Here is a 26,552-nt window from a genome sequence, read left to right as displayed (position 1 = left end):
CCCGGACCGACCGGTCCGGGGCCTTCGTCGTGCCCGGGCCCCGGGCGGCCCGCCCCACGGGTCCCGGCGAAGGCGGCCGAGGCCCCCCGAGACCGGGACCGGGGCGCCGCGGACCCGCCGGAAGGCACCACGGCACCGGGCACGGGGCGTTCAGCGGCGCTCCGCGGGCCGCTCGGCCTCCGGGCTCTCCACCGTCCGGTACCGGACGGGCCGTCCGTCGCGGACCCGGGCGACGACGTGGAGCAGCACGCCGACGGCGAGGACGATCCCGCCGCGGGCCCACACCCCGGGCTCCAGCTGCGTCAGCAGGACCAGGCACGACAGGACGGCGAGCACCGGCAGGGGCGTCCAGGCGTGGAAGTGCCGGTGCTCCACCGGCTCCCGGCGCAGCACGAGAACGGCGACGTTCGTGCTGATGAAGACGACGAGCAGCAGCAGCACCACCGTCTCCGCCAGGACGGCCACCCCGCCGGTGAGCGTCAGGGCCAGCGCGGCAAGCGTCGTCGCGACGATGGCGACCCACGGGGTGCCGCGCCGCGGGAGCACCCGGCCCAGCACGGCGGGGAAGAGCCCCTGCACGGCCATGCCGTAGGTGAGCCGGCTGGCCATGATCATGGTCAGCAGCGCCCCGTTGGCGACCGCGACGAGGGCGAGCAGGCTGAACAGCCAGCCCGGCACCGGGACCCCGGTGGCCGTCACGACGTCCAGCAGCGGGGCGCTCGAGTCCGCCAGCCGGTCGGCCGGGAGGGCCACCGAGGCCGCCGTGCCGACGAGCACGTACATCGCCCCGGCCGCCAGCAGGGAACCGAACAGGGCCCGGGGGTAGACCCGCGTCACGTCACGGACCTCCTCGGCGATGTTGGCCGAGGTCTCGAAGCCCACGAAGGAGTAGTACGCGAGCAGGGCGGCGCCCAGCACGCCCAGCAGCGGGTCGACCTCCTCGCCGAACCGCACGGCGCGCCCGATGTCGCCGCCCCCGCCGCCGAGCAGGACCGCGACGGCCACGACGACCAGCACCAGTCCGGAGACCTCGAGCGCCGTCATGACGACGTTGGCGCGCAGCGACTCCTTGATCCCGCGCGCGTTGAGCAGGGCGACGGCGATCAGGAACACGATGGCCCCGGCAGCGGGGGGCACGTCCACGAACACTGCGAGGTAGTCCCCGCTGAACGCCAGGGCCAGGGCGGACGCGCTCACCACACCGGCGGTGAGCATGCAGAAGCCGACGAGGTAGGGCACGACCGGGACGCGGAAGGCGCGGTGGGCGAAGACCGCCGCGCCGCCCGCCCGGGGGTACTTGGTGACGAGCTCGGCGTAGGACGCGGCCGTGAGCAGGGCGAGCAGCAGGGCCACGAGCATCGGGGCCCAGGTGACGCCGCCCACCTCGCCGGCGATGATGCCCACGAGGGCGTAGACCCCGGCGCCGAGGACGTCGCCGAGGATGAACAGGAACAGGAGCGGGCCGGTGATGTGCTTCTTGAGTCCCGGACCGTCAGCAGGCTGATTGTGCATGCGTCGAGTCTAGGCCGATCGGCCGTCCCGGGCGGACGGCGGGTCACTCGGGGGCGCCGGGGTCCCCCGGTCCCGGGCGGCGGAAGCGCTCCGGGTCGAAGGGGAGCACCGGTCCGTCCCCGTACTGCTCGTCGAGCATCCGGTCCTCCGCGCTGGGCCCCTCCCCCGCCGAGCGGCGCCAGTTGAACCCGGCGATCGCGAGGGCGCCGCCGCCGAGCAGGGTCACGGCACCCACGACGGTGACCACCACCCCGCGCCCGCTCAGGCTCTCGGCCTCTCCCGCGGAGACGCGCGCGATGAGGTGGATGGCCTCCGGCACGGTGAAGGTCGAGAGGAACAGGGCCAGCACGCCCACGGCCAGCAGCCACCCCCCGGTGCGCCGGCGGCGGGGGTGGCGCGGATCGGGGGTCTGGCTCACGGCGGTGCTCTCCTGGTGCTGGACGGGGCCGGGCGGACGGCCCGGACGTGCGGGACGGGGCGGGCCGCTCCCGGCCCGCCCCGTCCCCCTCCGTGCCGGTCGGGACCGTCGTCGGGCGGCGGCCGGTCAGGAACCGTCCTCGGTCTTGACGCTCTCGAACAGCGTAGCGTCGTCGAACGCCTCCTGCCCCGATCCCGGCTGCAGCCGGCGGAACTGCTCGAGCAGGCCGGGCACGGTCATGGTCCGCTTCTGCTCGGCGTCGAGCTCGAAGAGGATCCGGCCCTCGTGCATCATGATGAGCCGGTTGCCCAGGCGCAGGGCCTGGTCCATGTTGTGCGTGACCATCACCGTGGTGAGGTTCTGCTCGGCCACGATGTCCGCGGTGAGCCGGGACACGAGGTCCGCGCGCTGCGGGTCGAGGGCTGCCGTGTGCTCGTCCAGGAGCAGGATGCGGGGCTCCGAGAACGTCGCCATGAGCAGGGACAGGGCCTGCCGCTGGCCGCCGGAGAGCAGACCCACCTTGGCGCCCAGCCGGTTCTCCAGGCCCAGCTCGAGGCTGGCCAGCTTCTCGCGGAAGAGCCGGCGGCGTGCGTTCGTCAGCCCCGGGGCGAGGCCGCGGGACTTCCCCCGCTGGAGCGCGATCGCCATGTTCTGCTCGACCGTCATGGTCGGCGAGGAGCCCTTCATGGGGTCCTGGAACACGCGGGACAGGTACCGTGCGCGCTTGTGCTCGGGCAGCCGGGTGACGTCGGTGTCGTCGACCCGCACGGTGCCCGTGTCCGGGGTCAGCGTCCCGGAGATGGCGTTGAGGATCGTGGACTTGCCGGCGCCGTTGGAGCCGATGACGGTGAGGAAGTCGCCCTCCTCCAGGGTCAGCGAGACGCCGGCCAGGGCGCGCCGCTCGTTGACGGTCCCGGCGAAGAACGTCTTGTGGACGTTGTCGATGGTGAGCACGGCTCAGGCACCTGCCTTCGTGGTCGCGGGGGTGTCGGTCAGGTCGTCGACGAGGCGGGCCGCCTCGCTCGCCTGGTGCCGTTCCCTGCGGCGCCGGAAGAACTGCAGCTGCGGCACCACGAGCGCGGCCACCACGAGGACCGCGGAGATCAGCTTCATGTCGGACGGGTTCAGGCCCGCCTGCAGGGCCACGGTGATGACCAGCCGGTAGACGACCGAGCCGAGGACGACGGCCAGGGTCGCGACCACGACCGTGCGGGAGCCGAAGAGCCCCTGGCCGAGGATCACCGAGGCGAGCCCGACCACGATCAGGCCGATGCCCATGCCGATGTCGGCGAAGCCCTGGTACTGGGCCACGAGGGACCCGGCGAGGCCCACGAGCCCGTTGGACAGGCACAGGCCCAGCATCTTCTGGTGGTCCGTGTTCACGCCGAAGGAGCGGATCATCTCCGGGTTGTCGCCGGTGGCCTGCATCGCGAGCCCGGCGTCCGTGTAGAGGAACCAGTCGAGGAGGACCTTGACCACGGCGACGCCGAGCAGGAACAGGGCGATGCCGATCCACGTCCCCTGCACGCCCAGCTCGGCGAGCGGGGTGAAGATCGTGTCCTCGCGCAGCAGGGACAGGTTCGCCCGCCCGTCCATGACGCGCAGGTTGATGGAGTAGAGCGCGGTCATGGTGAGGATGCCCGCGAGCAGCCCGTTGATGTGGGCCTTGGTGTGGAGCAGGCCCGTGATGAGCCCGGCGAGCGCACCGGTCACGAAGCCGGCGGCGGTGGCGAGCCAGGGGCTGCCGCCGCCCAGGATGATCATCGCCGTGGTGGCGGCGCCCGTGGTGAAGGACTGGTCGACCGTCAGGTCGGGGAAGTCGAGCACCCGGAACGTGAGGTAGACGCCCAGCGCCATGACCGCGTAGAGCAGTCCGAGTTCGATACCGGCTATCACTTCTGCTGGATCCGTTCTGGTTGGTGGTGGGACGGGGTCCGTCCGCCGATCGGGCGGGCGCGCCTTCCGTCGGGGTGGGGCGTGCAGGGGGCCGGGCGGGCCGGCGCCCGGGGTCTCCGGGCGCCGGCGCCGTCCCGGCCCGCCCGGAGACTACTCGATGACCTGGTCGGCGGAGTCGCGCAGCTCCTGGGGAACCTCGACGCCCATCCGCTCGGCGGCCCTGAGGTTGATGATCAGCTCCGTCTCCTCCTGGGACTCGACGGGCATGGACGCGGGGTCCGCGCCCTCGGCGAGGATGCGCACGGCCATCTCCCCGGTCTGCCGGCCGAGCTGCTCGTAGTCGATGCCCTGGGTGATGAGGGCGCCGCGCTCCACGGAGTCGCCCTCGCCCGCGATCAGGGGGATCTGCTTGGACTCGGCGGCGGCGATCACGGCCTCGAGGCCGGAGACCACCTTGTTGTCGGTGGGCACGTAGATCGCGTCCGTGTCGAAGGACTCGGCGGCCTGGGCCACCTCGGAGGTGTTGGTGACGGCCTTCTCGACGACCTCCAGCCCCTCCTCGGCGGCGGCCTCCTTGGCCATGTCCACCTGGACCTGGGAGTTGGTCTCGCCCGAGCTGTAGATGATCCCGACGGACTGCGCGTCCGGGTCGAGCTGCTTGATCAGCGCGATCTGCTCGGCGACCGGGTTCATGTCGGTGGTGCCCGTGACGTTGCCGCCGGGGTTCTCGAGCGAGTCGACCAGGCCGGCCTCGACCGGGTCGGTGACGGCCGTGAAGAGCACCGGGCGGTCGGTGACCGCCTGGGCCACGCCCTGGGCGGAGGGCGTCGCGATGGCCAGCACGAGGTCCGCGTCCGAGGACGCCATGTTGGAGGCGATGCTGGTGGAGGTGCCCTGGTCGCCGGAGGCGTTCTGGAGATCGAGGGTGAGGTTGTCCCCCTCCGTGTAGCCGCCCTCCTCGAGCGCGGCGACGAAGCCCTCGCGCGCGGCGTCGAGCGAGGGGTGCTCCACGAACTGGCTGATCCCGACGGTGGCCTCCTCGACGGCCTCGCCGGTGCCTTCTCCGCCGCCGGCGGTCCCGGTCTCGGAGCCGCCGCAGGCCGTGAGCAGCAGGGCGGTGGAGGCGAGGGCCGCCGTCATCGGGAACAGTCGCTTCATGGTGGATCCTTTCGAGAACGAGTGGTGTCAGCGATATTACCTGCCGTTAGTTCATAAAATGAGAGGCAGCTCACAAGTGGTGACAGAACGGCGCCGACGGCGTGTCGGAGATGCCCGATCGTCCACCGGGGCCGGGCCCTCCGCGGGCCGTGTCCCCGGTAGGATCGGGGGGTCATGTCAGCATCCCTGAGCAGCCCCCCCGCCGTCGTCTACCCCGAGCACCTCCCGGTCTCCGCGCGCCGGGAGGACATCATGGACGCGATCTCCGCGCACCAGGTGGTGGTGATCGCGGGCGAGACCGGCTCCGGCAAGACGACCCAGATCCCCAAGATGTGCCTCGAGCTCGGCCTCGGCGAGCGCGGCCTGATCGGGCACACCCAGCCGCGGCGGATCGCCGCGCGCTCGGTCGCCGAGCGCATCGCCTCGGAGCTGGGCGAGAAGATCGGCGGCACGGTCGGCTACCAGGTGCGCTTCACCTCCGAGGTGGGCGCCGACTCGCGGATCAAGCTGATGACGGACGGCATCCTGCTCGCCGAGATCCAGCACGACCGCCTGCTGCAGAAGTACTCGGCGATCATCATCGACGAGGCCCACGAGCGCTCCCTGAACATCGACTTCCTGCTGGGCTACCTCCGGCGGATCCTGCCCCGCCGGCCCGACCTCAAGGTGGTCATCACCTCGGCCACGATCGACCCCGAGCGCTTCGCCCGGCACTTCGCGCCGGAGCCGGCCGAGGGCGCCGAGCCGGAGCCGGCGCCGGTCATCGAGGTCTCGGGCCGCACGTACCCGGTGGAGGTCCGCTGGCGCCCGCTCGCCCAGTCCCGGTCGGGGGACGGCGGCCAGGACGCCGAGGACGCCGGCGACGGACTGGAGGACGAGGACCGGGACCCGATCGACGCCGTGTGCGACGCCGTCGTGGAGCTCTCCGCCGAGCCGCCCGGGGACATCCTCGTCTTCTTCGCCGGGGAGCGGGAGATCCGCGACGCCCAGGAGGCGCTGCAGGCCACCCTGAAGCGGGTCCGGGCCCTGGCCGACACCGAGATCCTGCCCCTGTTCGGCCGGCTGTCCATGGCGGAGCAGCACCGGGTGTTCGCGCCGTCGGGCCGTCGCCGGATCGTCCTGGCCACCAACGTGGCCGAGACGTCCCTGACCGTCCCGGGCATCAAGTACGTGATCGACCCCGGCACGGCCCGCATCTCGCGCTACTCGGCACGGACCAAGGTGCAGCGCCTCCCGATCGAGCGCATCTCCCAGGCCTCCGCGAACCAGCGCGCGGGCCGCTGCGGGCGCGTCTCCGACGGCATCTGCATCCGGCTCTACTCGGAGGAGGACTACCTCTCCCGCCCGGAGTTCACCGACCCCGAGATCCTGCGCACCTCGCTGGCGGCCGTGATCCTGCAGATGACCGCGGTGGGGGTCGTCAAGGAGCCCGGGGACATCGAGCGCTTCCCGTTCGTGGAGCCGCCCGAGTCCCGGGCCGTCAAGGACGGCGTGGCCCTGCTCCGGGAGCTCGGCGCCCTGAAGGAGCCCCGGGGGGCGTCCCCGCGCGGACGCCGGGACGACGACGGCGGCGGCCCGCTGACCCCGGTGGGCCGGCAGCTGGCGCAGCTGCCGGTGGACCCGCGGCTGGGCCGGATGATCGTGGAGGCCGACCGGCGGGGCTGCGCGCGAGAGGTCATGGTGCTCGCCGCGGCGATGACCGTGCAGGACCCCCGCGAGCGGCCCCTCGAGAAGCGCCAGCAGGCCGACGAGCTGCACAAGCGGTTCTTCGACGAGAACTCCGACTTCACGTCCTGGCTGCTGCTGTGGCGCTACGTCCAGGAGCAGCAGGAGGAGCTGTCCTCGACCCGCTTCCGGAAGCTGTGCCAGCGGGAGTACCTGAACTTCCTGCGGATCCGCGAGTGGCAGGACCTCTACGCCCAGCTGCGCCAGATGGGCCAGCAGGTCGGCATCCGGGTCGGCAAGGGCCGCGAGGTGGACCCCGCCGGGAAGGAGCGGGAGATCCACGTCTCGCTGCTGGCCGGGCTGCTGAGCCACATCGGGCTCAAGGACGAGCGCAAGCGCGAGTACCAGGGCGCGCGCGGCTCACGCTTCGCCGTGTTCCCGGGCTCGAACCTGTTCAAGAGGTCCCCGGACTGGATCATGTCCGCGGAGCTCGTGGAGACCTCCCGGCTGTGGGCCCGCGTCAACGCCGCGATCGACCCGCTGTGGGCCGAGGAGCTGGCCCCGCACCTGGTCAAGCGCAGCGTCTCGGAGCCGCACTGGTCCCGGGCGCAGGGCTCCGTGATGGCCTACGAGAAGGTCACCCTCTACGGCGTGCCCGTCGTGGCGCAGCGCCGGATCAACTTCTGGCGGGTGGACCCCGCCCTCGCGCGGGAGCTGTTCATCCGCCACGCCCTCGTGGAGGGCGACTGGCAGACCCGGCACCGGTTCTTCGCGCGCAACCGCAAGCGCCTGGCCGAGGTCGAGGAGCTCGAGAACCGGTTGCGCCGCAAGGACCTGCGGGTCGACGACGAGGCCCTGTTCGAGTTCTACGACGCCCGGATCCCGGCGTCCGTGGTCTCCGCGCGGCACTTCGACGCGTGGTGGAAGAAGGCCCGGCAGCAGGACGAGCACCTCCTGGACCTGGACCCCGAGGACCTGATCGACGAGGAGGCCGGCGGCTACGACGAGTCCCGGTACCCGCGCCAGTGGGTCCGGCGCACCCGCGACGGGGAGCTGGTGCTCGACCTCGCCTACGAGTTCGCCCCGGGCGCCGACCAGGCCGACGGCGTGACCGTGCGCGTGCCCGTCCTGTTCCTCCACCAGATCGACCCCGAGCAGTTCCGGTGGCAGATCCCCGGCCTGCGCACCGAGCTCGTCACGGCGCTCATCAAGTCCCTGCCCAAGGCCGTGCGGCGCAACTTCGTACCGGCCCCCGACGTCGCCCGCCAGGCGGTGGCGATGCTCGAGGCCGACTTCGACCCGGCCGTCGACGCCCTCGAGCCGTCCCTGGAGCTGGTCCTGCGCCGGCTCCGGGGCCACGTGGTGCCGCCGGGATCCTGGAACTGGGACGCGGTCCCGGCCCACCTGCGGATGCGCTTCGAGGTGCGGGACCGCCGCAACCGGGTGCTGGGCGAGGGCGAGGACCTCGAGGCGCTCCGGGCGCAGCTGCACGACGAGATCCGCGCCGCCCTGGCCGAGTCCCTCGGCGCCGTGCCCGGCGCCCCCTCCGGGCCCCCGGCCGGCGGCCCCGCCCGGAAGGACCCGCGCACCCCGGCCCCCGGGCCGCCGGCGGCGCCGGCGGCGCCGGCGGCGCCGGCGCTCGAGCGCTCGGACCTGACGGGGTGGCCGGAGGAGGACCTGCCCCGCAGCGTCGAGACCACGGTGGCCGGCCAGCGGATCACCGGGTGGCCCGCGCTGGTCCCCGAGCGCCCACGGGGCACGGCGGAGCGGACGGCGGGCCGGGGGACCACGGTGGCCGTGCGCATCCTGCCCTCGGCCGCCGAGCAGCGCGCCGCGCAGCGCCGCGGGGTGATCACCCTGCTGCAGCTGCGCATCCCCTCCCCCGAGCGGTACGTGCTGGAGCACCTCAACAACCGGGAGAAGCTGGTCTTCACCCAGAACCCGCACGGGTCGGTCGCCGAGCTCATCGCGGACTGCACGGTCGCCGCGATCGACAAGCTCACCCCGCCCGAGCCCCCGTTCACCCGCGCCGCGTTCGACACCCTGCACGAGCACGTGCGCGCGGAGCTCATCGACACCGTCTTCCAGGTCACCGCGCTCGTGGAGCAGGTGCTCTCCGGGGCGGCCCGGATCCGCAAGCAGCTCAAGCGGTCCTCCTCGCTCGCCGCGGTGAACTCGCTCAACGACGTCAAGGCCCAGCTGGAGCACCTCGTGCACCCGGGCTTCGTCGCGGCCACCGGCTACGACCAGCTCCAGCACCTGCCCCGCTACGTGCGGGCGATGGAGGTGCGGCTCGAGAAGCTCGCCGGTCACCTGCAGCGGGACACGGTCGCGATGCTGGCCGTGCAGAAGCTCGAGGACGACTACGACGCCGCGCTGGACTCGCTGCCGCCGCACGCCCCGGTCCCGGACGAGCTGCGCCGGGTGGCCTGGATGATCGAGGAGCTGCGGGTCTCGCTGTTCGCCCAGGAGCTGGGGACCGCCCACACGGTCTCGGAGAAGCGGATCCGCAAGGCCCTCAAGGACGCCCTCGAGGCCGCCCGGGCCTGACCCGCCGGCGTTCCGTGCGGGCCCGAACCGGTCGGCGTCCCGCGGTCACGCCTGCGGGACGGAGGACCCGTGCCCGGCCTCGACCAGGGCGGCCCGGAGCCGCTCGGCGGCCTCGTCCATCCAGGCCGGGTCCGGGTCGCGGAGCACGTTGGCGAACTGGAACTGCTCCACCGAGTTCGCCGGCCACACGTGCACGTGGGTGTGCGGGACCTCGAAGCCCTGGATCATCTGGCCCACCCTCGCCGGCCGCCACACGGCGTCGATGGCCTGCCCGATCCGCTGGGAGACCACCATCAGGTGCGCCGCGAGGTCCTCGGGCAGGTCGATCCAGTGGTCGTGCTCCTCGCGCGGGACCACGAGGGTGTGGCCCTGCGAGAGCGGGTCGATCGACAGGAAGCCGACGCAGCGCTCGTCCTGCCAGACGAAGCGGCCGGGGATCTCCCCCTCGATGATCTTCGTGAAGACGGTGCTCACAGGTGGTTCCTCTCGGTGGTCGGGTCGGGGTCGGTCCGCGGTCCCCGCGGGCGGCGGCGCCCCGCGGCTACAGGCGCACGCGCTCGCCGGTGGCCAGGTGGCGGTACTCGGCCCCGTACTTCGCGGCGAACGTGCGCAGCTGTCCCTCGATCACGCCGAAGCCGTTGTCGGAGAGCAGCCCGTCGTGGATCTGGTGCACCCGCTCGGGGCGCACGGCCACCACGAAGTCGACGACCTCCGCGAGCTTGTTCCAGGGCGCGTGGATCGGGGCCAGCAGCACGGGGGCGGAGAGCCCGTGCGGGACCACGAGCGAGTCGCCGGGGTGGTAGACGGTGTCGTCGACCAGGTAGCCGATGTTGTCCACGGTGCGGATCAGCGGGTGGATCAGCGCGTGCTGGCCGCCGAACGTCCGCACGGTGAAGCCGGCGACCTCCAGCACGGCCTCGGGCTCGGCGTCGTGGATCGCGTGGCCCTCGCCCAGGGCCTCCCGCAGTCCCGCGGCCACCGGAGCCGGGGCGTGCACCTCGACCTCCGGGTGCGCCCGCAGGTGCGCGTGCACGGGCTCCGGGTCGAGGTGGTCGGGGTGCACGTGCGTGATCAGCAGGACGTCCGCCCCGTCGAGGGCCTCCGCCAGCTCGTCCGGCCCGGAGAACGCGCCCGGGTCGATGACCAGGACCCGGCCCTCCTTCTCGAGCCGCACGCACGAGTGGGTGTACTTGATCAGCTCCATGGGCCCACCCTATCCCCGGCTCCGTCCCGGCCCCCAGGACGGCGGAGGACGTGTCGGGCGGTCCTTGTTAAGCTGGTGGCCTGCCCAGGCACCGGCGACGAGAGGACGAGGCGTGAGCGTGAGAACCAGCGGGGGCGGCGCCGGGGAGGTCCGCAACACCCGGCAGCGCCGTGCCGTCGCCCAGGCCCTCGCGTCCCGGGAGGACTTCATCTCCACGCAGGACCTGCACGCCCTGCTGCGGGAGCGCGGCGACTCCGTCTCCCTGGCCACCACCTACCGGATCCTGCAGTCGATGTCCGAGCTCGGGGAGCTGGACGTGCTGCGCAGCGACGACGGCGAGGCCATCTACCGGCGCTGCGCGGCCGAGCACCACCACCACCATCTCGTGTGCCGTCGCTGCGGCGCCGCCGTCGAGCTCGAGGCGCCGGCCGTCGAGGAGTGGGCCGGGCGCACCGCCGCCGCCCACGGCTTCACCGAGGTGGACCACACGGTGGAGATCACCGGCCTGTGCGCCGCCTGCGGAGCGCGACGGGCCGATGGCTGAGCCGGGCCCGTCCCGCGGCGTCTTCGTCCTCGCGGTCAACCCGCGCGCCGGCCGCGGCCGTGCCCTGGCGGAGGCGCACCGGGCCGCCGAGCTGCTGCGCACCGGCGGCGACGAGACCGTGGTGCTCGCCGCGGACGACCTCGACGCCCTGCTGGCGCTGGTCCGCGAGCAGCTGCGGGTGCGGGCCCTCTCGACCCGGGCGCTCGTGGTCGTGGGCGGGGACGGAATGGTCCAGGCCGGCCTCGGGGTGCTCGTGGAGCTCGCCGCGCAGGGCGTCGAGATCCCGCTGGGCGTGGTGCCGTGCGGGACCGGCAACGACCTGGCCCGCCACTTCGGCGTCCCGCTGCGGGACCCGGTGGCCGCCGCGGGCCGGATCCTGCGCCGGCTCGACGAATCGGAGCCGCGCCGCCTCGACGTCGGCCGGGCGCGCTTCCCGGACGGGCGCACGGCCGTCTTCGCCACCGCCCTGTGCGCCGGCTTCGACGCCGTGGTCAACGAGCGCGCCAACCGGTGGCTGCGCCTGAGCGGCTCCACCAAGTACCTGCTGGCCGTCCTGGTGGAGATCGTGCGGCTGCGCACCGTCCGCTACCGGCTCGAGATCGAGGACGCCGGCGGCGGGCGCCGCACGGAGCGCCGGGAGGGGGTCCTGCTGAACGTCGCCAACACCTCGTCGATCGGGGGCGGGCTGACCATCGTGCCCGCGGCCAGGGCGGACGACGGGCTGCTGGAGCTGTTCACCGTGGCGCCCCTGGGCCGGGCCCGCTTCCTCTTCCTGTTCCCGCGGCTGTTCTCGGGCCGGCACGTGACGCTGCCGAGCGTGCGGATCGAGCGGGTCCGCTCCGTGGCCGTGGACGCCGCGGACGTCACCGTCTACGCGGACGGGGAGCGCCTGGGGCCCCTGCCGGTGCGGGTGGACGTCCTCCCCGCCGCGGTCCGCGTCCTGGCCTGATTCCGCGCCGGCCCCGCACCGGCCCCGCGGGCGCACCGCCGGCAGTCCGCGCGGCGGGCCGGCGCCCGTCCGCCGCTCAGCGCGGCGGCTCCGAGGTGTCCACCCGGTCCCCGCGGCGCTGCCGCCGGTCCTGGGTGGTGTCGCGGATCTCGCCGACCAGCTCCTCGATGACGTCCTCGAGGAAGAGCACGCCCAGGGTCTGCCCGCCCGGGTCGACCACGCGCGCCAGGTGGGAGCCCGTGCGCTGCATGGCCGCCAGCGCGTCGTCGATCTCGATGCCGGGGCGCAGGTTGGCCAGGGAGCGGACCCGGGTCACCGGCACCGGCTCGTTGTAGCGGCTCTCCGGGATGGACAGGACGTCCTTGAGGTGCAGGTAGCCGTTGAGCTCGCCGTCGTCCTCGGTGAGGGCGAAGCGCGAGAAGCCCGTGCGGGCCACCGCCTTCTCGACCTCCGCCGCGGAGGCGTCCTCGGGCAGCGTCACGAGCTCGTGCAGGGGCACCATGACGTCGGCGGTGCGCTTGGACGAGAACTCGAGCGCGCCGGACAGCAGGCCCGTCTGGTCCGCCACGGTGCCCTCCTTCGTGGACTCCGCCACGATGGACTGGAGCTCGTCCAGGGTGAAGGTCGAGGAGACCTCGTCCTTCGGCTCGATGCCCATCAGCTTCAGCACGTGGTTCGCCGACCAGTTCAGCGTGGCGATGACCGGCTTGACCACCCGGGAGACGAACACGAGCGGCGGCGCGAGCAGCAGCACCGCCCGGTCGGCGGCGGACACCGACATGTTCTTGGGGACCATCTCCCCGAACACCACGTGCAGGAAGGTCACCACGAGCAGGGCCGTGAGGAACCCGCTGACGTCGGCGACCTCGGCCGGCACGCCCAGGTGCTCCAGCGGGCCGGAGACGATGTGGTGCAGCGCCGGCTCGGAGATGTTGAGGATCAGCAGGGAGCACACGGTGATGCCCAGCTGGCAGCAGGCCAGCATCAGGGACACGTGCTCCATCGCGTACAGCGCGGTCCGGGCCCGCTTGTTGCCGTCCTCGGCCATCGGCTCGATCTGGCTGCGCCGCGCGGACATGACGGCGAACTCGCCGCCCACGAAGAAGGCGTTGCCCGCCAGGAGCACCACGAGCCACGCCAGGCCTGCCCAGTCGCTCATCGTGCGTCCTCCTCCCGTGCGCCGTCCTCGCGGGTGCCCGCCGCGGCGTCCTCGTGCTCGGCCGGGGACGGGACGAAGCGGATGCGGTCCACGCGGCGCCCCTCCATCCGGGCGACCTCGAGCACGCCGCCCTGGACGGGCACCACGTCCCCGGTCCTCGGGACCTGTCCGAGCCGGTCCATCATGAAACCGCCCATGGTCTCGTAGGCGGGCCCGTCCTCGATGTCGAGCTCGGTGATCTGCTCGGAGACCTCGTCGGGGCGCATCAGCCCCGGGAAGTACCACTCGCCCGTCGCGGACTGCAGGGCCCCGAGGCTGAGCCGGTCGTGCTCGTCGGAGACCTCCCCGACCACCTCCTCCACCAGGTCCTCGAGGGTGACGACGCCGGCGGTGCCGCCCCACTCGTCGACGACCACGGCCATCTGGAGCCCGCCGGAGCGCAGCTGCACGAGCAGCGAGTCCAGGTGGACGGTCTCGGGCACGCGCAGGACGTCCTCCATGATCGCCCCGCACTCCAGGGCGGCGCGGCGCTCCGACGGCACGGCCACGGCCTTCTTGATGTGCACCACGCCGCGGACGTCGTCCGGGGAGTCGTCCATCACGGGGAAGCGGGAGTGGCCGGTGCGCGAGGCCACGGCCACGACGTCCGCCACGGACTCGTGGGAGTCGAGCATCTGCACGCGGATCCGGGGCGTCATGACGTCCGCGGCCGTGCGCTCCGCGAACGTGAGGGTCTTGGCGACGAACGCGGCGGTGCCGGCGTCCAGGGTGCCCATCTTCGCGGAGCGGCGGACCATCGAGGACAGCTCCTCCGGGGAGCGCGCGCCCGAGAGCTCCTCCTTGGCCTCCATCCCGAACAGGTGCAGGACGCGGTTGGCCACGCCGTTGAGCGTGACGACGAACGGCTTGAACACCGCCGTGAACACCAGCTGGGGGCGGGCGACCAGCCGGCCCACCCGGAACGCCTCCGCGATCGCCCAGTTCTTGGGCACGAGCTCGCCCAGCAGCATGGACAGCAGCGTCGAGATGAGCATCGACAGCGCCAGGGTCGCTCCCCCGGCGGCCGCCACGGACAGGCCGGTGAGCTCGGCGATCGGCTCCCGCAGGAAGGACTGGAGCGCGAGGTCCAGGGTGTAGCCGGTGAGCAGGGTGGTCAGGGTGATCCCGAGCTGGCAGCTGGAGAGCTGCGTGGACAGGGACTTGAGGCACTTGAGCAGCGGTTCCGCGGCCCGGTCGCCCTCGGCGAGAGCACGGCGCACCGTGGTCTGGTCGAGGGCCACGAGGGAGAACTCGACGGCCACGAAGAAGCCCGTGCCGAGGATCAGGAGCAGGCCCGCCGCCAGGAGCAGCCATTCCATCAGGAGCGGCCTCCCGTGGCGGCCCGCCGGGCGGGGGCCGGGCGGGCCGGGGCCGTGCGGCCGGGGGCGGGGAGGGGGACGGTGGGTGAGCCGGCGCAGGGGCCGCGGCGGGGGACGCCGCGGCCGGGCCGGCAACTACTGAACGAGTCCATGAGAGCTCCAGAGTACCGGAGCGGGGCCCGCCCGGCGCGCGGCTCAGGACCAGCTGACGGCGCGCGCCCTGCCCTCCTCGTAGCCGGAGGCGGACTGGATGCCGACCACGGCCCGGGACGCGAACTGCTCGAGGGTCGTGGCCCCCGCGTAGGTCATGGAGCTGCGCACGCCGGCGGTGATCTGGTCCATGAGGTCCTCCACGCCGGGGCGCTCGGGGTCGAGGTACATCTTGGAGCTCGAGATGCCCTCCTCGAACAGGCCCTTGCGGGCCCGGGCGAAGGCGCCCTCGCCCCGGGTGCGCTCGCGCACGGCGCGGGTCGAGGCCATGCCGAAGCTCTCCTTGTACATGCGCCCGTCCGCGTCCACGTTGAGCTCGCCGGGCCCCTCGTGGGTGCCGGCGAACCAGGAGCCCACCATCACCTGGCTGGCGCCGGCCGCGAGCGCCAGGGCGACGTCCCGGGGGTGCTTCACCCCGCCGTCCGCCCAGACGTGCCGGCCCAGTCCCGCCGCGGCCTCGGCGCACTCGAGCACGGCGGAGAACTGCGGCCGGCCCACGGCGGTCATCATCCGGGTGGTGCACATCGCGCCGGGGCCCACGCCGACCTTCACGATGTCCGCACCGGCGTCGACGAGGTCCTGGACGCCGTCCGCGGTGACCACGTTGCCGGCCACGACGGGCACGTCGGGAGCCGCGGCGCGCACCTGCTCGAGGGCCTCCACCATCTTGCGCTGGTGGCCGTGGGCGGTGTCGACGACGAGGACGTCCACCCCGGCGTCGAGCAGGGCCCTGGCCTTGCCCCGCACGTCCCCGTTGATGCCCACGGCGGCGCCCACCCGGAGCCGCCCGGCGCCGTCCAGCGCGGGGGCGTAGATGGTGGAGCGCACCGTGCCCTTGCGGGTCAGCACGCCCACGACCGTGTCCCCGTCCAGCACGGGCGCCACGTGGGCGCGGGTCTGGGTCAGCCGGTCGTAGGCGGCGGCGAGGACGTCGTCGCCGGAGCCGGCCCGGACGTCCGCCAGGGAGAACACCGGGGCGTCGGTGCGCATGATCGAGCCGAGCTGGGTGAAGCGGTCCACCTCGGTGCAGTCGGCCGCGAGCACCACCCCGCGGTAGGACCGGTCCGGCCCGCACACCACCACGGCCCCGTGGGGTCGCTTGTGCATGATGCCCAGGGCGTCGTGGACTGTGTCCTCGGCGCCGAGGACCACCGGCGTCTCGAAGCGCGGGGAGCGGTCCTTGACCCAGGACGTGACGTCGGCGATGACGTCGAGCGGGATGTCCTGCGGCAGGATGCCCAGCCCGCCGCGCCGGGCGAGCGTCTCGACCATCCGGCGGCCGGTGACCGCCGTCATGTTCGCGGCCACGAGCGGCACGGTGGCGCCCGTGCCGTCGCGCGGGGTGAGGTCGACGTCGAAGCGGGAGGTGACCCGGGAGCTCGAGGGCACGAGGAAGACGTCGCTGTAGGTCAGGTCGGAGGTGGGGGTGTTGAGGAAGCGCACGCGCGCCAGTCTAGCCGGGGCCCCGCGACACGCGCCCCGGGGCGGGGCCGCGGACTAGCCATGCCGCCGCGCGGATCACTAGACTCGCCGGAGGTACGGCCGCGCCCGGTCGACGACCGTCCGGCCGGTCCGGAGGCGGACGCCGGCGGCTGTCGCGGGAGACGGCCGGCGACGAACACCGGCGGCGGGTCCGGACGCTGCTGGGACCGACACTGTGGAGACCGGGCAGACGGCCTCCACGCGATCAACCATGGAAGAGGCGTATTCCCCGTGCCACATCAGCCACAGCACCCCATCCCTGAAGAATTCGCAGGTAACGAGTGGCTCGTCGACGAACTGTTCGAGAAGTACCGGACGGACAAGAACTCGGTGGACGAGAAGTGGTGGCCCATCTTCGAGTCGATGAGCGCGGACAACGGCGCCCCCGCGGAGCAGCAGAGCACGGGGAAGGCCCCGGCGCCGAAGGCCCCTGCGTCCTCCCCGAAGGAGAAGGCCCCGGCGTCGAAGGCCCCGGCGTCGAAGACTCCTGCGTCCTCCCCGAAGGAGAAGGCCCCGGAGGGCACCGCCCCCAAGGCCCCCGCCGCTTCCAAGACCCCCGGGTCCGGGACCGCTGACCGGACCGCCTCCGCGCCGGCGACGAAGCCGGCCCCGAAGCCCGCCGCGGCGCCCGCCCCCAGCAAGTCCGGAGCCAAGGCCGAGGGCCGGCCCGAGACCGACCAGGGCGAGGCCGAGACCACCGAGGCGAAGCGGCCCATCCCGGCCCAGCCCGCCCGCGCCCGCGCCACGGCCCCCAACCACGACGCGCCGGCCGAGGACAAGGTCGTCAAGCTGCGCGGGCCCGCGAAGGCCGTGGCCGCCAACATGGACGCGTCCCTCACCGTGCCCACCGCCACCACGGTCCGCGCCGTGCCGGCGAAGCTGCTGATCGACAACCGCATCGTCATCAACAGCCACCTCGCCCGCAACCGTGGCGGCAAGGTGTCCTTCACGCACCTGATCGGCTACGCCGTGATCAAGGCCCTGGCCAACTACCCGTCCCAGAACGTCGTCTACGACGAGCAGGACGGCAAGCCCGTCGCGGTGCACCCCGCCCACGTCAACTTCGGCATCGCCATCGACATCCCGAACAAGGACGGCTCCCGCAACCTCGTGGTGCCCAACATCAAGGGCGCCGAGGACATGTCCTTCATGCAGTTCTGGAACGCGTACGAGGACGTCGTCCGCCGCGCGCGCGCCAACGAGCTGACCATGGAGGACTACCAGGGCACCACGGTGTCCCTGACCAACCCGGGCGGCATCGGCACGGTGCACTCGGTGCCCCGGCTGTCCAAGGGGCAGGCGTGCATCGTCGGCGTGGGCGCGCTCGACCACCCCGCCGAGTACCGGGGCTCCTCCCCCAAGACGATCGCGCGGCACGCGGTCTCGAAGATCATCACGCTGACCTCAACCTACGACCACCGCGTCATCCAGGGCGCGGGCTCCGGCGAGTTCCTGCGCCTGATCGAGTCCTACCTGCTGGGCGGGGAGGACTTCTACGACGAGATCTTCGAGGCCCTGCGGATCCCCTACGAGCCCGTGCGCTGGGCCGTGGACAACCAGGTCAACCCCGAGATCCAGGTCAACAAGGTCGCCCGGATCCAGCAGCTGATCCACGCCTACCGGGTCCGCGGGCACCTCATGGCGGACACCAACCCGCTCGAGTACGTGATGCGCAAGCACCCGGACCTCGACATCCGCACGTACGGGCTGTCCCTGTGGGACCTGGAGCGGGAGTGGCCCACCGGGGGCTTCGGCGGCGCGGACGTGCTGAGTCTGCGCACCATCCTGGGCCGGCTGCGGGACGCCTACTGCCGCACCGTCGGCGTGGAGTACATGCACCTGCAGGAGCCGGAGGAGCGCGAGTGGTTCCAGGACCAGCTCGAGCACGGCTACCAGAAGCCCAGCCGCGAGGAGCAGTTCCGCATCCTCGGCCGGCTCAACGCCGCCGAGGCCTTCGAGACGTTCCTGCAGACCAAGTACGTGGGCCAGAAGCGGTTCTCCCTCGAGGGCGGCGAGTCCCTGATCCCGCTGCTGGATGAGATCATCTCCGACGCCGCCGACGCCGGGCTCGCCGGCGTGGGCATCGCCATGGCCCACCGCGGCCGGCTCAACGTGCTCACCAACATCGCCGGCAAGTCCTACGCCCAGGTCTTCCGCGAGTTCGAGGGCAGCCAGGACCCGCGCACCACCGAGGGCTCCGGCGACGTGAAGTACCACCTCGGCACCGAGGGCTCCTTCACCTCCGACAACGGCAACGAGACCCAGGTCTACCTGGCCGCCAACCCGTCCCACCTCGAGGCGGCCGACCCGGTCGTCGAGGGCATCGCCCGGGCCAAGACCGACGTCCTCGGGGCCGGCCCCGAGGGCGACGGCACCTTCCCCGTGCTGCCCATCCAGGTGCACGGCGACGCCGCCTTCGCGGGCCAGGGCGTGGTCGCGGAGGTCCTGCAGATGGCCCTGCTGCCCGGCTACACGGTGGGCGGCACCGTCCACGTCGTGGTGAACAACCAGGTGGGCTTCACCACCGCGCCCGCCGCGGCCCGGTCCACCACGTACGCCACGGACATCGCCAAGGGCCTGCAGGCGCCGATCTTCCACGTCAACGCCGACGACCCCGAGGCCGTCACGCACGTGGGCCAGATGGCATTCGCGTACCGGCAGGCCTTCCACAAGGACGTCATCATCGACCTCGTGTGCTACCGGCGCCGCGGCCACAACGAGGGCGACGACCCCTCGATGACGCAGCCGCTGATGTACAACCTCATCGAGGAGAAGCGCTCGACCCGCAAGATCTACACCGAGAACCTCGTGGGCCGCGGCGACATCACCCAGGAGGAGGCCGACCGGGCGCTGAAGGACTACCAGGAGCGGCTGGAGCGGGTCTTCGCCGAGACCCACGAGGCGCAGACCTCCTCCATCCCGCTGGTCACCGGGGACTCCGCCGCGATCTCGAACATCGAGCGGCCCTCCGCCCAGCAGGCCGACTCCGGGGTGTCCATCCCGCGCACCACGGCGATCTCCGGCGAGGCCGCCGAGCGGATCGGCGCGGTGCACCTGGAGGTCCCCGAGGACTTCACCGTGCACAAGAAGCTGCGCAAGCTGCTCGAGCGCCGCGAGGCGATGACCCGCGAGGGCGGCGTGGACTGGGGCATGGGCGAGCTCATGGCCTTCGGGTCCCTGATGATGGAGGGCATCCCGGTCCGGATGTCCGGCCAGGACGTCCGGCGCGGCACCTTCACCCAGCGCCACGCCGTGTTCTACGACGCCGGCACCGGTGCGGAGTGGACCCCGCTCAACCACCTCTCCGGGAACCAGGCGCAGCTGGCGATCTACAACTCGCTGCTGTCCGAGTACGGGGTGCTGGGCTTCGAGTACGGCTACTCCGTGGAGCGCCCCGAGGCCCTGACCGTCTGGGAGGCCCAGTTCGGCGACTTCGTCAACGGCGCCCAGATCATCCTGGACGAGTTCGTCTCCTCCGCCGAGCAGAAGTGGGGCCAGCGCTCCTCGCTGGTCATGCTCCTGCCGCACGGGTTCGAGGGGCAGGGCCCGGACCACTCCTCCGCCCGCATCGAGCGCTTCCTGACGCTGTGCGCCGAGAAGAACATGGTCGTGGCCAACCCCTCGACGCCGGCGAACCACTTCCACCTGCTGCGCCGGCAGGCCTACAGCCGTCCGCGCAAGCCGCTGGTGGTGGCCACGCCGAAGCAGCTGCTGCGCCTCAAGGCGGCGGCCTCCCCGATCGAGGAGTTCACGTCCGGGGGGTTCCGCCCGGTGATCGGCGACCAGGCGGGGCTGGAGGCCTCCGAGGTCACGGACGTGGTGCTGGTCTCCGGCCGGCTCTACTACGACCTCGTCTCGGCCCGCGAGGAGCGCCAGGACCGGAGCACGGCGGTGGTGCGCGTGGAGCAGCTGTACCCGCTGCCCCTCGCGGAGATCCGGGAGGAGCTCGGCAAGTACCCGGAGGCCCGGCTCACGTGGGCCCAGGACGAGCCCGCCAACCAGGGCGCCTGGCCGTTCATGGCGGTCAACCTGGTGCCGCAGCTCGACCGGCCGGTCCGGCTGGCCTCCCGTCCCGCGTCCGCGTCCCCGGCCAACGGCTCGGCCAAGCGCCACGCGGCCGAGCTCGAGACCCTGGTGCAGACGGCCTTCGAGCGCGACTGAGGCGGTCCCGGAGGGCAGGGGCCCGTGCCCCTGCCCTCCCGCACGTCCCCAGCGAGTCCGGCGCCGGCCCGTGCCCACGGGCCGGCGCCGCTCGTCCCCCCGACATCCCGCACCCCCGACCAGAAAGAACGACGTGGAGCAACGAAGGATCAGAATTGTCGCAGTCGGTGACGAGCTGCTGGCCGGCGAGGGCGACCCCCGGGGCCTGGGCTGGTTCGGGCGGGTCATGGCCCGGACCCCGCACCACGTGGCCCCGGTGTCCGCCTACAACCTGGCGGCGCCCGGCGAGGGCAGCGAGTCGCTGAACGAGCGCTGGTTCGAGGAGGCGGCCCGCCGCTTCTCCCCGGGCCACGACAACCGCCTGGTCATCGCGCCCTCCACGCTGGACATCGACCTGTCCATCACGAGCGCCCGGTCCCGGCTGAACATGGCGAACATCATCGACACCGCCTCCCAGCACAACGTGCGGGTCCTCGTCGTCGGCCCCCCGCCCACGATGGACACCGAGCGCAACCGCCGGATCGCGGACCTCTCGGCCGCCTACGCGGACGTCACGACCCGGCGCAACCACGTCTACGTGGACACGTTCAACCCGCTGCAGCACCACGAGCAGTGGCGCAAGGACCTCGCGGCCAACCACGGCCACCCCGGCCAGGCGGGCTACGGCCTGATGGCCTGGCTCGTGCTGCACCGCGGCTGGTACGACTGGCTGGACCTGCCCGAGCCCCAGTGAGCCCCGCCCGCCCCGCGTGTGAGAGAATGGCGGGCAGTGCCCCGTCCGGCCGCCGCCGACATCACCCGACCACGCGGGAACGGACGCCGACACCCACGATCCGCCGCGGACGACCGCGGACAGACAGGAGGCTCGCATGAGCAAGCGCGGACGCAAGCGCAAGGACCGCCGCAAGGGCGGCGCCAACCACGGCAAGCGCCCCAACGCCTGAGGTCCTCCCCGGACCCCGGCGACGCCGTGACGGAAGGGCCCCGGACCGCTGAAGCGGTCCGGGGCCCTTCCGTGTGCCCGGGCGGGGCGCCGGGCTCAGGCGGCGGGAGGGTCCTGGCGCTGGCCGTGCAGCCGGGCGAGGATGGAGACCCGCAGGTCCGCCGGCGCCGTCTCCGCGCAGGAGCGCCGGACCACGGAGCGGATCACGCACTCCAGGTCGTACTCGCGGGCGCACTCCCGGCACTCGAGGAGGTGCCCGTGGATGTCGTCGAGGTCCTCCGCCGGGAGCACCCCGTCCAGGTACTCGTAGATCAGGCGGATCCTCTCGTCCGTGCAGCCTCCGAGGCTCTCGCAGTCGGCCATGTCTACTTGTCCTTTTCCTTCTTCTGGTCGCCGGTCACCCTGGACGTGTCGAAGCCGCGCTCCGCGGCGTAGTCGGCGAGCTTCTCGCGCAGCAGCTTCCGCCCGCGGTGCAGGCGGGACATCACCGTCCCGATCGGCGTGTCCATGATCTCGGAGATCTCCTTGTACGCGAAGCCCTCCACGTCGGAGAAGTACACCGCGAGCCGGAACTCCTCGGGCAGCTCCTGCAGGGCGCGCTTGACGTCGCTGTCCGGCAGGTGGTCCAGCGCCTCGACCTCCGCGGAGCGCAGCCCCGAGGACGTGTGGGACTCGGCGCGGTGCAGCTGCCAGTCCTCGACGGTGTCGGTGTTGGCCTGCAGCGGTTCGCGCTGCCGCTTGCGGTAGAGGTTGATGTACGTGTTCGTGAGGATGCGGTACAGCCACGCCTTGAGGTTCGTGCCGGGCTTGTACTGGTGGAACGCCGAGAAGGCCTTCGTGTAGGCCTCCTGGACGAGGTCCTCCGCGTCGGCCGGGTTGCGAGCCATGCGCAGGGCGGCGGCGTAGAGCTGGTCCACGTACTCCATGGCGTCCTGCTCGAAGCGCGCCTTCCGGGCCTCGGGACTCTCGGTCTCGACGTCGACGGGCGGCTCGGCGCGCTGCGGGGCGGCCCCCTGCTGGTTCTGCTCGTTCATCACTGACCAGTCTACGGGGCGGTGCGCGCGGGCCGGGGCCGGCTCGAGAACGCTCGTGGGGGCGGTGATTGCTGCTCCTCTCCCCCGGCCGTGCGGGTCCGCTCGCTGGACGTCGATGGTGCCCGGCCCCTTTCCGGGCCGATCACTGTCCTGCACAACGGGGGACACCGCCGCGCGTATTCCCCGGCGCCGTGGCCGCGCGCTCGCCCCGCGCGCGGTCCCCGTGGCTAGGATGGGACGAGCGGCGCCGTGCGCCGCACCAGACCCGCCCGACACAGCCCCGCGGTACCGTCCGCCGCCGAGGAGGAACCCATGAGCATCGTCCGTCGCATCGCCCGCCCGCTGCTGGCCACCGGTTACGTCGCCAACGGGGTGGAGAGCTTCCGCAGCTCGTCCCAGGCCGCCCAGCACCTCGCCCCGGCGATCTCCGCCGCCACCAAGGCCTTCCCGCAGGCCGGTCCCGCGCTGCAGAACCACGCCGTGGTGGCCCAGGGCCTGGCCGCGGCGCAGGTCGGCGCCGCCGTGCTCTTCGGGCTGGGCAAGCTGCCCCGCCTCTCGGCCGGCGTGCTCGTCACCACGACCGCGCTCAACGCCTACGCCGACTACCGCGCCGCCGAGGCGAGCACGGCGGAGCAGAAGGCCGCCCGCCGCTCCACCGCCTTCAAGAACTCCTCCTTGGTGGGCGCCGTCATGCTCGCCGCCGTGGACACCGAGGGCAACCCCTCCCTGCTCTGGCGCGCCGAGCACCTCGCCGGGGACGTGCGCAAGAACGCCTCCAAGCTGGGCAAGGACACCCAGAAGCAGGTCGCCAAGGCCGAGAAGGCCCTCCAGCACGCCGTCAAGCAGGGCTAGGCCACGGTCCCCCCGCCGTGAAGCCGTCGGAGTCCTCCGCCCCACCGGCCCGTCCCGGCGCGGCGGAGCCGGTCCCGCAGCACGAGCTGTGGCCGGCTCCGCACGTCGGCGCCCGCCCCGTCGTCGCCGAGCTCACGGTCCCGGGCTCGAAGTCCCTCACCAACCGGTACCTGCTGCTCGCCGCCCTCGCGGACGGGCCGTGCCGGCTGCGCGCTCCCCTGCACTCCCGGGACTCCCGGCTCATGGTCGACGCCCTGCGCGCCCTGGGCGCCGGCGTCGAGGAGGTGCCGGGGGACGGCGGCTTCGGCCCCGACCTGCTCGTCGAGCCCGCGGCGTGGGACGCCACGGAGCCGGTCGTGGTCGACTGCGGCCTGGCCGGGACCGTGATGCGCTTCGTCCCGCCCCTCGCCGCCCTCGCACGACGCCCGGTCACGTTCGACGGCGACCCCGGCGCCCGGGTGCGCCCCATGGGGCCGGTGATCGACGCCCTGCGCGGTCTGGGCCTGCGCGTCGAGGACGACGGGCGGGGCCGGCTGCCCTTCACCGTGCACGGCACCGGTGCTGCGCGCGGCGGGGAGCTGGAGATCGACGCCACCGGCTCGAGCCAGTTCGTCTCCGCCCTGCTGCTCGCGGGAGCGCGCTTCGACGACGGGCTCGTGCTGCGCCACCGCAGCGCCGACGGCTCCGGCCGCGGCGTGCCGTCGATGCCGCACGTCGAGATGACCGTGGAGGTGCTGCGCGGCCTGGGCGTCTCCGTGGACGACTCGGTCCCCGACGAGTGGCGGGTGGCGCCGGGACCGGTGCGGGCCTTCGACGTCACCATCGAGCAGGACCTCTCCAACGCGGGCCCCTTCCTGGCGGCCGCCGTGGTGACCGGCGGACGGGTCTCGGTGCCCCGGTGGCCCGCCCGCACCACCCAGGGCGGGGACCACTGGAAGCACATCCTCCCGGCGTTCGGCGCGTCGGTGGAGCTCGCGGACGGGACCTTCACCGTCACGGGACCGGAGTCGGTGACCGGGGTCGACCTCGACCTCGGCGAGGCCGGGGAGCTCGCGCCCACCGTCGCCGCCGTGTGCGCGGTCGCCGGCACGCCGTCGCGGCTGCGCGGCATCGCGCACCTGCGCGGCCACGAGACCGACCGGCTCGCGGCGCTCGTCACCGAGATCAACCGGCTCGGCGGCGACGCCGAGGAGACCGCGGACGGGCTGCTGATCCGTCCCGCGCCCCTGCACGGGGGGACCTTCCGGAGCTACGAGGACCACCGCATGGCCACCGCCGGCGCCGTGATCGGCCTCGTGGTCCCGGACGTCATGGTCGAGAACATCGCGACCACCGCCAAGACCCTGCCCGAGTTCCCCCGGCTGTGGGCGGAGCTCACGGGCACGCACCGTGGCGCGTAGGGACTCCGTCCGGCGCGACTGGGACGAGTCGGACGTGCGCGTGCGGCCCAGCAAGTCCGGCTCCCGGCCGCGCACCAAGGAGCGGCCGGCGCACGAGGACGCGGTCACGGGACGGATCGTCACCGTGGACCGCGGCCGGTACACCGCGATCCTCGAGGAGGACACGCCCCGGGAGCGGCTGGTCGTGGCGGTGCGCGCCAAGGAGCTGCGCCGCCGGCCGGTGGTCGCCGGCGACCTCGTGGGCCTCGTCGGGGACGTCAGCGGGGCCCCGGACACCCTGGCCCGCCTCGTGCGGATCGAGGAGCGCTCCACTGTGCTGCGGCGCAGCGCGGACGACACCGACCCGGTCGAGCGGGTCGTCGTCGCCAACGCCGACCAGCTCGTGGTCGTGGTGGCCGCCGCCAACCCCGAGCCCCGCACGGGGTTCATCGACCGCTCCCTGGTGGCCGCCTACGACGCCGGCATCGAGCCGCTGCTGTGCATCACCAAGACCGACCTCCGGGATCCCGCGGAGCTGATCTCCCACTACACGGCGCTCGAGCTGCCCGTGCTCGTCTCGGGGCCCGCCCGGGACGTCCCGGCGGACGACGACGGGACCACGCTGCCCCTCGACCCCGCGCTCGTGGAGGCCCTGCGGAAGCGGCTCGACGGCCGCGTCTCGGTGCTGCTCGGGCACTCCGGCGTGGGCAAGTCGACCCTCGTGAACGCTCTCACGGGCGCCGACCGGGCCACCGGCGGGGTGAACGCCGTGACCGGGCGGGGCCGGCACACGTCGTCGTCGGCCCTGGCCCTGAAGGTCGAGGACGCCTCCCCCGGGTCCTGGATCATCGACACCCCGGGCATCCGCTCGTTCGGCCTCGCGCACGTGGACCACGACCGGATCGTGGAGTCCTTCGACGAGCTCGCCGAGGCGATCGCCGAGTGCCCCAAGGGCTGCCGGCACACGGACACCTCCCCCGGCTGCGCCCTCGACGCCTGGGTGGCGCAGGGCCGTGCCGGGGACGCGGGCGAGTCCCGGCTGGTCTCCCTGCGCCGCCTGCTCGGCGCCGGGGAGCGCCCCGGGGAGTCCCGCGAGGACAAGGAGCTCGGCGTCCAGTGACCCGCCGGGCCGCCCAGCACCATTCCCGTCCGACCAGGCCCGGGACGGGTTCGGGGTAGGTTGGTCCAATGCGCAGCCCCAGCAACTACACCGACGACCTCCGCCTCGCCCACATCCTGGCCGACGCCGTGGACCGCCTGACCATGCGCCGGTTCAAGGCCCAGGACCTCGTGGTGGAGACCAAGCCCGACCTCACCCCCGTCACCGACGCCGACCGCGAGGCCGAGCAGCTCATCCGCGCCCAGCTGGGGCGCACGCGCAACCGGGACGCCGTGATCGGCGAGGAGTACGGCGCCACCGGCAGCGGCGCCCGGCAGTGGGTCGTGGACCCCATCGACGGCACCAAGAACTTCGTGCGCGGCGTGCCGGTGTGGGCCACCCTGATCGCCCTCGTCGACGAGGGCCGGCCGGTGGTCGGCGTGGTCTCCGCACCGGCGCTCGGCCGCCGCTGGTGGGCGGCGTCCGGCACCGGCGCCTTCACCGGCAAGTCCCTGGCCAACGCCCAGCGCATCCGCGTCTCCCAGGTCGGGCGGCTCTCCGACGCCTCGCTGTCCTACTCCTCGCTCACCGGGTGGCGGGACCGCGGGGTGCGCGACCGCTTCCTGGAGCTCACCGACGAGGTCTGGCGGACCCGGGCCTACGGCGACTTCTGGTCCTACTGCCTCCTGGCGGAGGGCGCCGTGGACATCGCCTGCGAGCCCGAGCTCAGTCTGCACGACATGGCCGCGCTCGTGCCCGTGGTCGAGGAGGCCGGCGGCCGCTTCACCTCCCTCGAGGGCGAGCCCGGCCCCTTCGGCGGCAACGCGCTGGCCACCAACGGGCTGCTCCACGACGAGGTCCTGGGGATGCTGGCCACCGGTTCCTGACGCACCGCGCCCGGCTCGCCGGGCACGGACCGCCCCGGCGACGGCGAGGGGCCCGCACCGGTCGGTGCGGGCCCCTCGCGTGCGCCCTGCCC

The 26,552-nt window shown here is 73.2% G+C and carries 22 protein-coding genes; 10 read left to right on the top strand and 12 right to left on the bottom strand.

What is annotated here, in order from left to right; genetic code table 11:
• Positions 1-150: 150 nt before the first annotated feature.
• From RCG67_RS08470 to RCG67_RS08450, 5 genes are all read right to left on the bottom strand, one after another.
• The gene (locus RCG67_RS08470) at positions 151-1,512 is read right to left on the bottom strand and encodes an APC family permease (RefSeq protein WP_368825708.1); all 1,362 of its coding nucleotides are present in this window, start codon (positions 1,510-1,512) and stop codon (positions 151-153) included.
• A 43-nt stretch (positions 1,513-1,555) separates the two neighbouring features.
• Positions 1,556-1,930: a hypothetical protein gene (locus tag RCG67_RS08465; RefSeq protein WP_058874722.1), complete on the bottom strand. Its 375-nt coding sequence runs from the start codon at positions 1,928-1,930 to the stop codon at positions 1,556-1,558.
• Positions 1,931-2,056: 126 nt separating this feature from the next.
• On the bottom strand, positions 2,057-2,884 hold the full coding sequence (locus RCG67_RS08460; protein WP_368825707.1) for an ABC transporter ATP-binding protein: 828 nt from the start codon (positions 2,882-2,884) through the stop codon (positions 2,057-2,059).
• Between the two features lie 3 nt (positions 2,885-2,887).
• Positions 2,888-3,826 (bottom strand): ABC transporter permease, encoded by a 939-nt coding sequence (locus tag RCG67_RS08455; RefSeq protein ID WP_058874724.1) that lies wholly within the window; start codon positions 3,824-3,826, stop codon positions 2,888-2,890.
• A 150-nt stretch (positions 3,827-3,976) separates the two neighbouring features.
• The gene (locus tag RCG67_RS08450; RefSeq protein WP_368825706.1) at positions 3,977-4,984 is read right to left on the bottom strand and encodes an ABC transporter substrate-binding protein; all 1,008 of its coding nucleotides are present in this window, start codon (positions 4,982-4,984) and stop codon (positions 3,977-3,979) included.
• Positions 4,985-5,158: 174 nt separating this feature from the next.
• On the opposite strand from RCG67_RS08450, the gene hrpA reads away from it, so the two are divergent.
• Positions 5,159-9,199, top strand: coding sequence for an ATP-dependent RNA helicase HrpA (gene hrpA, locus RCG67_RS08445; RefSeq protein ID WP_368825705.1), 4,041 nt, complete (start codon positions 5,159-5,161; stop codon positions 9,197-9,199).
• A 45-nt stretch (positions 9,200-9,244) separates the two neighbouring features.
• Here the strand turns inward: hrpA and RCG67_RS08440 are convergent, their stop codons facing one another.
• Both RCG67_RS08440 and RCG67_RS08435 read right to left on the bottom strand, forming a co-directional pair.
• Positions 9,245-9,673 carry an HIT family protein gene (locus tag RCG67_RS08440; protein ID WP_058874727.1) on the bottom strand — a complete coding sequence of 143 codons (429 nt, stop codon included), beginning with the start codon at positions 9,671-9,673 and terminating at the stop codon, positions 9,245-9,247.
• A 67-nt stretch (positions 9,674-9,740) separates the two neighbouring features.
• The gene (locus tag RCG67_RS08435) at positions 9,741-10,403 is read right to left on the bottom strand and encodes an MBL fold metallo-hydrolase (RefSeq protein ID WP_368825704.1); all 663 of its coding nucleotides are present in this window, start codon (positions 10,401-10,403) and stop codon (positions 9,741-9,743) included.
• 112 nt (positions 10,404-10,515) lie between these two features.
• Between RCG67_RS08435 and RCG67_RS08430 the strand changes: the two genes are divergently transcribed.
• Complete coding sequence (locus RCG67_RS08430) at positions 10,516-10,947, top strand: Fur family transcriptional regulator (RefSeq protein WP_058874729.1); 432 nt, start codon at positions 10,516-10,518, stop codon at positions 10,945-10,947.
• Positions 10,940-11,896 carry a diacylglycerol kinase family protein gene (locus RCG67_RS08425; protein ID WP_368825703.1) on the top strand — a complete coding sequence of 319 codons (957 nt, stop codon included), beginning with the start codon at positions 10,940-10,942 and terminating at the stop codon, positions 11,894-11,896. The genes RCG67_RS08430 and RCG67_RS08425 overlap by 8 nt, the downstream gene beginning before the upstream one ends.
• Positions 11,897-11,972: 76 nt before the next feature.
• On the opposite strand, the gene RCG67_RS08420 is transcribed toward RCG67_RS08425, so the two are convergent.
• The 3 genes from RCG67_RS08420 to guaB1 form a co-directional block, all read right to left on the bottom strand.
• On the bottom strand, positions 11,973-13,055 hold the full coding sequence (locus RCG67_RS08420; protein WP_368825702.1) for a hemolysin family protein: 1,083 nt from the start codon (positions 13,053-13,055) through the stop codon (positions 11,973-11,975).
• Positions 13,052-14,413, bottom strand: a complete 1,362-nt coding sequence (locus tag RCG67_RS08415) for a hemolysin family protein (protein WP_368825701.1) — start codon at positions 14,411-14,413, stop codon at positions 13,052-13,054. The genes RCG67_RS08420 and RCG67_RS08415 overlap by 4 nt, the downstream gene beginning before the upstream one ends.
• Before the next feature lie 195 nt (positions 14,414-14,608).
• Positions 14,609-16,066: a GMP reductase gene (gene guaB1 / locus RCG67_RS08410; RefSeq protein WP_368825700.1), complete on the bottom strand. Its 1,458-nt coding sequence runs from the start codon at positions 16,064-16,066 to the stop codon at positions 14,609-14,611.
• Between the two features lie 270 nt (positions 16,067-16,336).
• Between guaB1 and RCG67_RS08405 the strand changes: the two genes are divergently transcribed.
• The 3 genes from RCG67_RS08405 to RCG67_RS17635 all read left to right on the top strand — a co-directional run bounded on the left by RCG67_RS08405 (position 16,337) and on the right by RCG67_RS17635 (position 21,210).
• Positions 16,337-20,266, top strand: a complete 3,930-nt coding sequence (locus tag RCG67_RS08405) for a multifunctional oxoglutarate decarboxylase/oxoglutarate dehydrogenase thiamine pyrophosphate-binding subunit/dihydrolipoyllysine-residue succinyltransferase subunit (protein WP_368825699.1) — start codon at positions 16,337-16,339, stop codon at positions 20,264-20,266.
• 133 nt (positions 20,267-20,399) lie between these two features.
• Complete coding sequence (locus RCG67_RS08400; RefSeq protein WP_058874735.1) at positions 20,400-20,999, top strand: GDSL-type esterase/lipase family protein; 600 nt, start codon at positions 20,400-20,402, stop codon at positions 20,997-20,999.
• Positions 21,000-21,135: 136 nt separating this feature from the next.
• Complete coding sequence (locus RCG67_RS17635; protein ID WP_095343185.1) at positions 21,136-21,210, top strand: 50S ribosomal protein bL37; 75 nt, start codon at positions 21,136-21,138, stop codon at positions 21,208-21,210.
• A 95-nt stretch (positions 21,211-21,305) separates the two neighbouring features.
• On the opposite strand, the gene rsrA is transcribed toward RCG67_RS17635, so the two are convergent.
• Positions 21,306-21,572, bottom strand: coding sequence for a mycothiol system anti-sigma-R factor (rsrA, locus tag RCG67_RS08395; RefSeq protein WP_058874736.1), 267 nt, complete (start codon positions 21,570-21,572; stop codon positions 21,306-21,308).
• A gap of 2 nt (positions 21,573-21,574) precedes the next feature.
• On the bottom strand, positions 21,575-22,243 hold the full coding sequence (locus RCG67_RS08390) for a sigma-70 family RNA polymerase sigma factor (protein ID WP_058874737.1): 669 nt from the start codon (positions 22,241-22,243) through the stop codon (positions 21,575-21,577).
• Between the two features lie 312 nt (positions 22,244-22,555).
• Here RCG67_RS08390 and RCG67_RS08385 point away from each other — a divergent pair, with 312 nt between their 5' ends.
• The 4 genes from RCG67_RS08385 to hisN all read left to right on the top strand — a co-directional run bounded on the left by RCG67_RS08385 (position 22,556) and on the right by hisN (position 26,460).
• On the top strand, positions 22,556-23,095 hold the full coding sequence (locus RCG67_RS08385; RefSeq protein WP_368825698.1) for a DoxX family membrane protein: 540 nt from the start codon (positions 22,556-22,558) through the stop codon (positions 23,093-23,095).
• Positions 23,096-23,112: 17 nt separating this feature from the next.
• Positions 23,113-24,495, top strand: a complete 1,383-nt coding sequence (gene aroA / locus RCG67_RS08380; RefSeq protein ID WP_368825697.1) for a 3-phosphoshikimate 1-carboxyvinyltransferase — start codon at positions 23,113-23,115, stop codon at positions 24,493-24,495.
• Complete coding sequence (gene rsgA / locus RCG67_RS08375; RefSeq protein WP_368825696.1) at positions 24,485-25,594, top strand: ribosome small subunit-dependent GTPase A; 1,110 nt, start codon at positions 24,485-24,487, stop codon at positions 25,592-25,594. Before aroA ends, rsgA begins: the two co-directional genes overlap by 11 nt.
• 68 nt (positions 25,595-25,662) lie before the next feature.
• Positions 25,663-26,460, top strand: a complete 798-nt coding sequence (gene hisN / locus RCG67_RS08370; protein ID WP_058874741.1) for a histidinol-phosphatase — start codon at positions 25,663-25,665, stop codon at positions 26,458-26,460.
• The last annotated feature ends 92 nt before the right edge of the window (positions 26,461-26,552 follow it).

It is taken from the genome of Kocuria cellulosilytica, assembly GCF_040981245.1.
In the GTDB taxonomy this organism is placed as follows: Bacteria; Actinomycetota; Actinomycetes; order Actinomycetales; family Micrococcaceae; genus Kocuria; species Kocuria cellulosilytica.
Note: the sequence above shows the minus strand (reverse complement) of the source record. Positions and strands in the feature narration are given on the sequence as shown.

Bases quoted from the DNA above. Each gene is read 5' to 3' on its own strand.
- hisN (WP_058874741.1), top strand. From the start codon at position 25,663: ATGCGCAGCCCCAGCAACTACACCGACGACCTCCGCCTCGCCCACATC.
- hrpA (WP_368825705.1), top strand. From the start codon at position 5,159: ATGTCAGCATCCCTGAGCAGCCCCCCCGCCGTCGTCTACCCCGAGCAC.
- RCG67_RS08415 (WP_368825701.1), bottom strand. From the start codon at position 14,413: ATGGAATGGCTGCTCCTGGCGGCGGGCCTGCTCCTGATCCTCGGCACG.
- RCG67_RS08470 (WP_368825708.1), bottom strand. From the start codon at position 1,512: ATGCACAATCAGCCTGCTGACGGTCCGGGACTCAAGAAGCACATCACC.
- RCG67_RS08425 (WP_368825703.1), top strand. From the start codon at position 10,940: ATGGCTGAGCCGGGCCCGTCCCGCGGCGTCTTCGTCCTCGCGGTCAAC.
- RCG67_RS08450 (WP_368825706.1), bottom strand. From the start codon at position 4,984: ATGAAGCGACTGTTCCCGATGACGGCGGCCCTCGCCTCCACCGCCCTG.
- RCG67_RS08385 (WP_368825698.1), top strand. From the start codon at position 22,556: ATGAGCATCGTCCGTCGCATCGCCCGCCCGCTGCTGGCCACCGGTTAC.
- RCG67_RS08420 (WP_368825702.1), bottom strand. From the start codon at position 13,055: ATGAGCGACTGGGCAGGCCTGGCGTGGCTCGTGGTGCTCCTGGCGGGC.
- RCG67_RS08390 (WP_058874737.1), bottom strand. From the start codon at position 22,243: ATGAACGAGCAGAACCAGCAGGGGGCCGCCCCGCAGCGCGCCGAGCCG.
- RCG67_RS08435 (WP_368825704.1), bottom strand. From the start codon at position 10,403: ATGGAGCTGATCAAGTACACCCACTCGTGCGTGCGGCTCGAGAAGGAG.
- rsrA (WP_058874736.1), bottom strand. From the start codon at position 21,572: ATGGCCGACTGCGAGAGCCTCGGAGGCTGCACGGACGAGAGGATCCGC.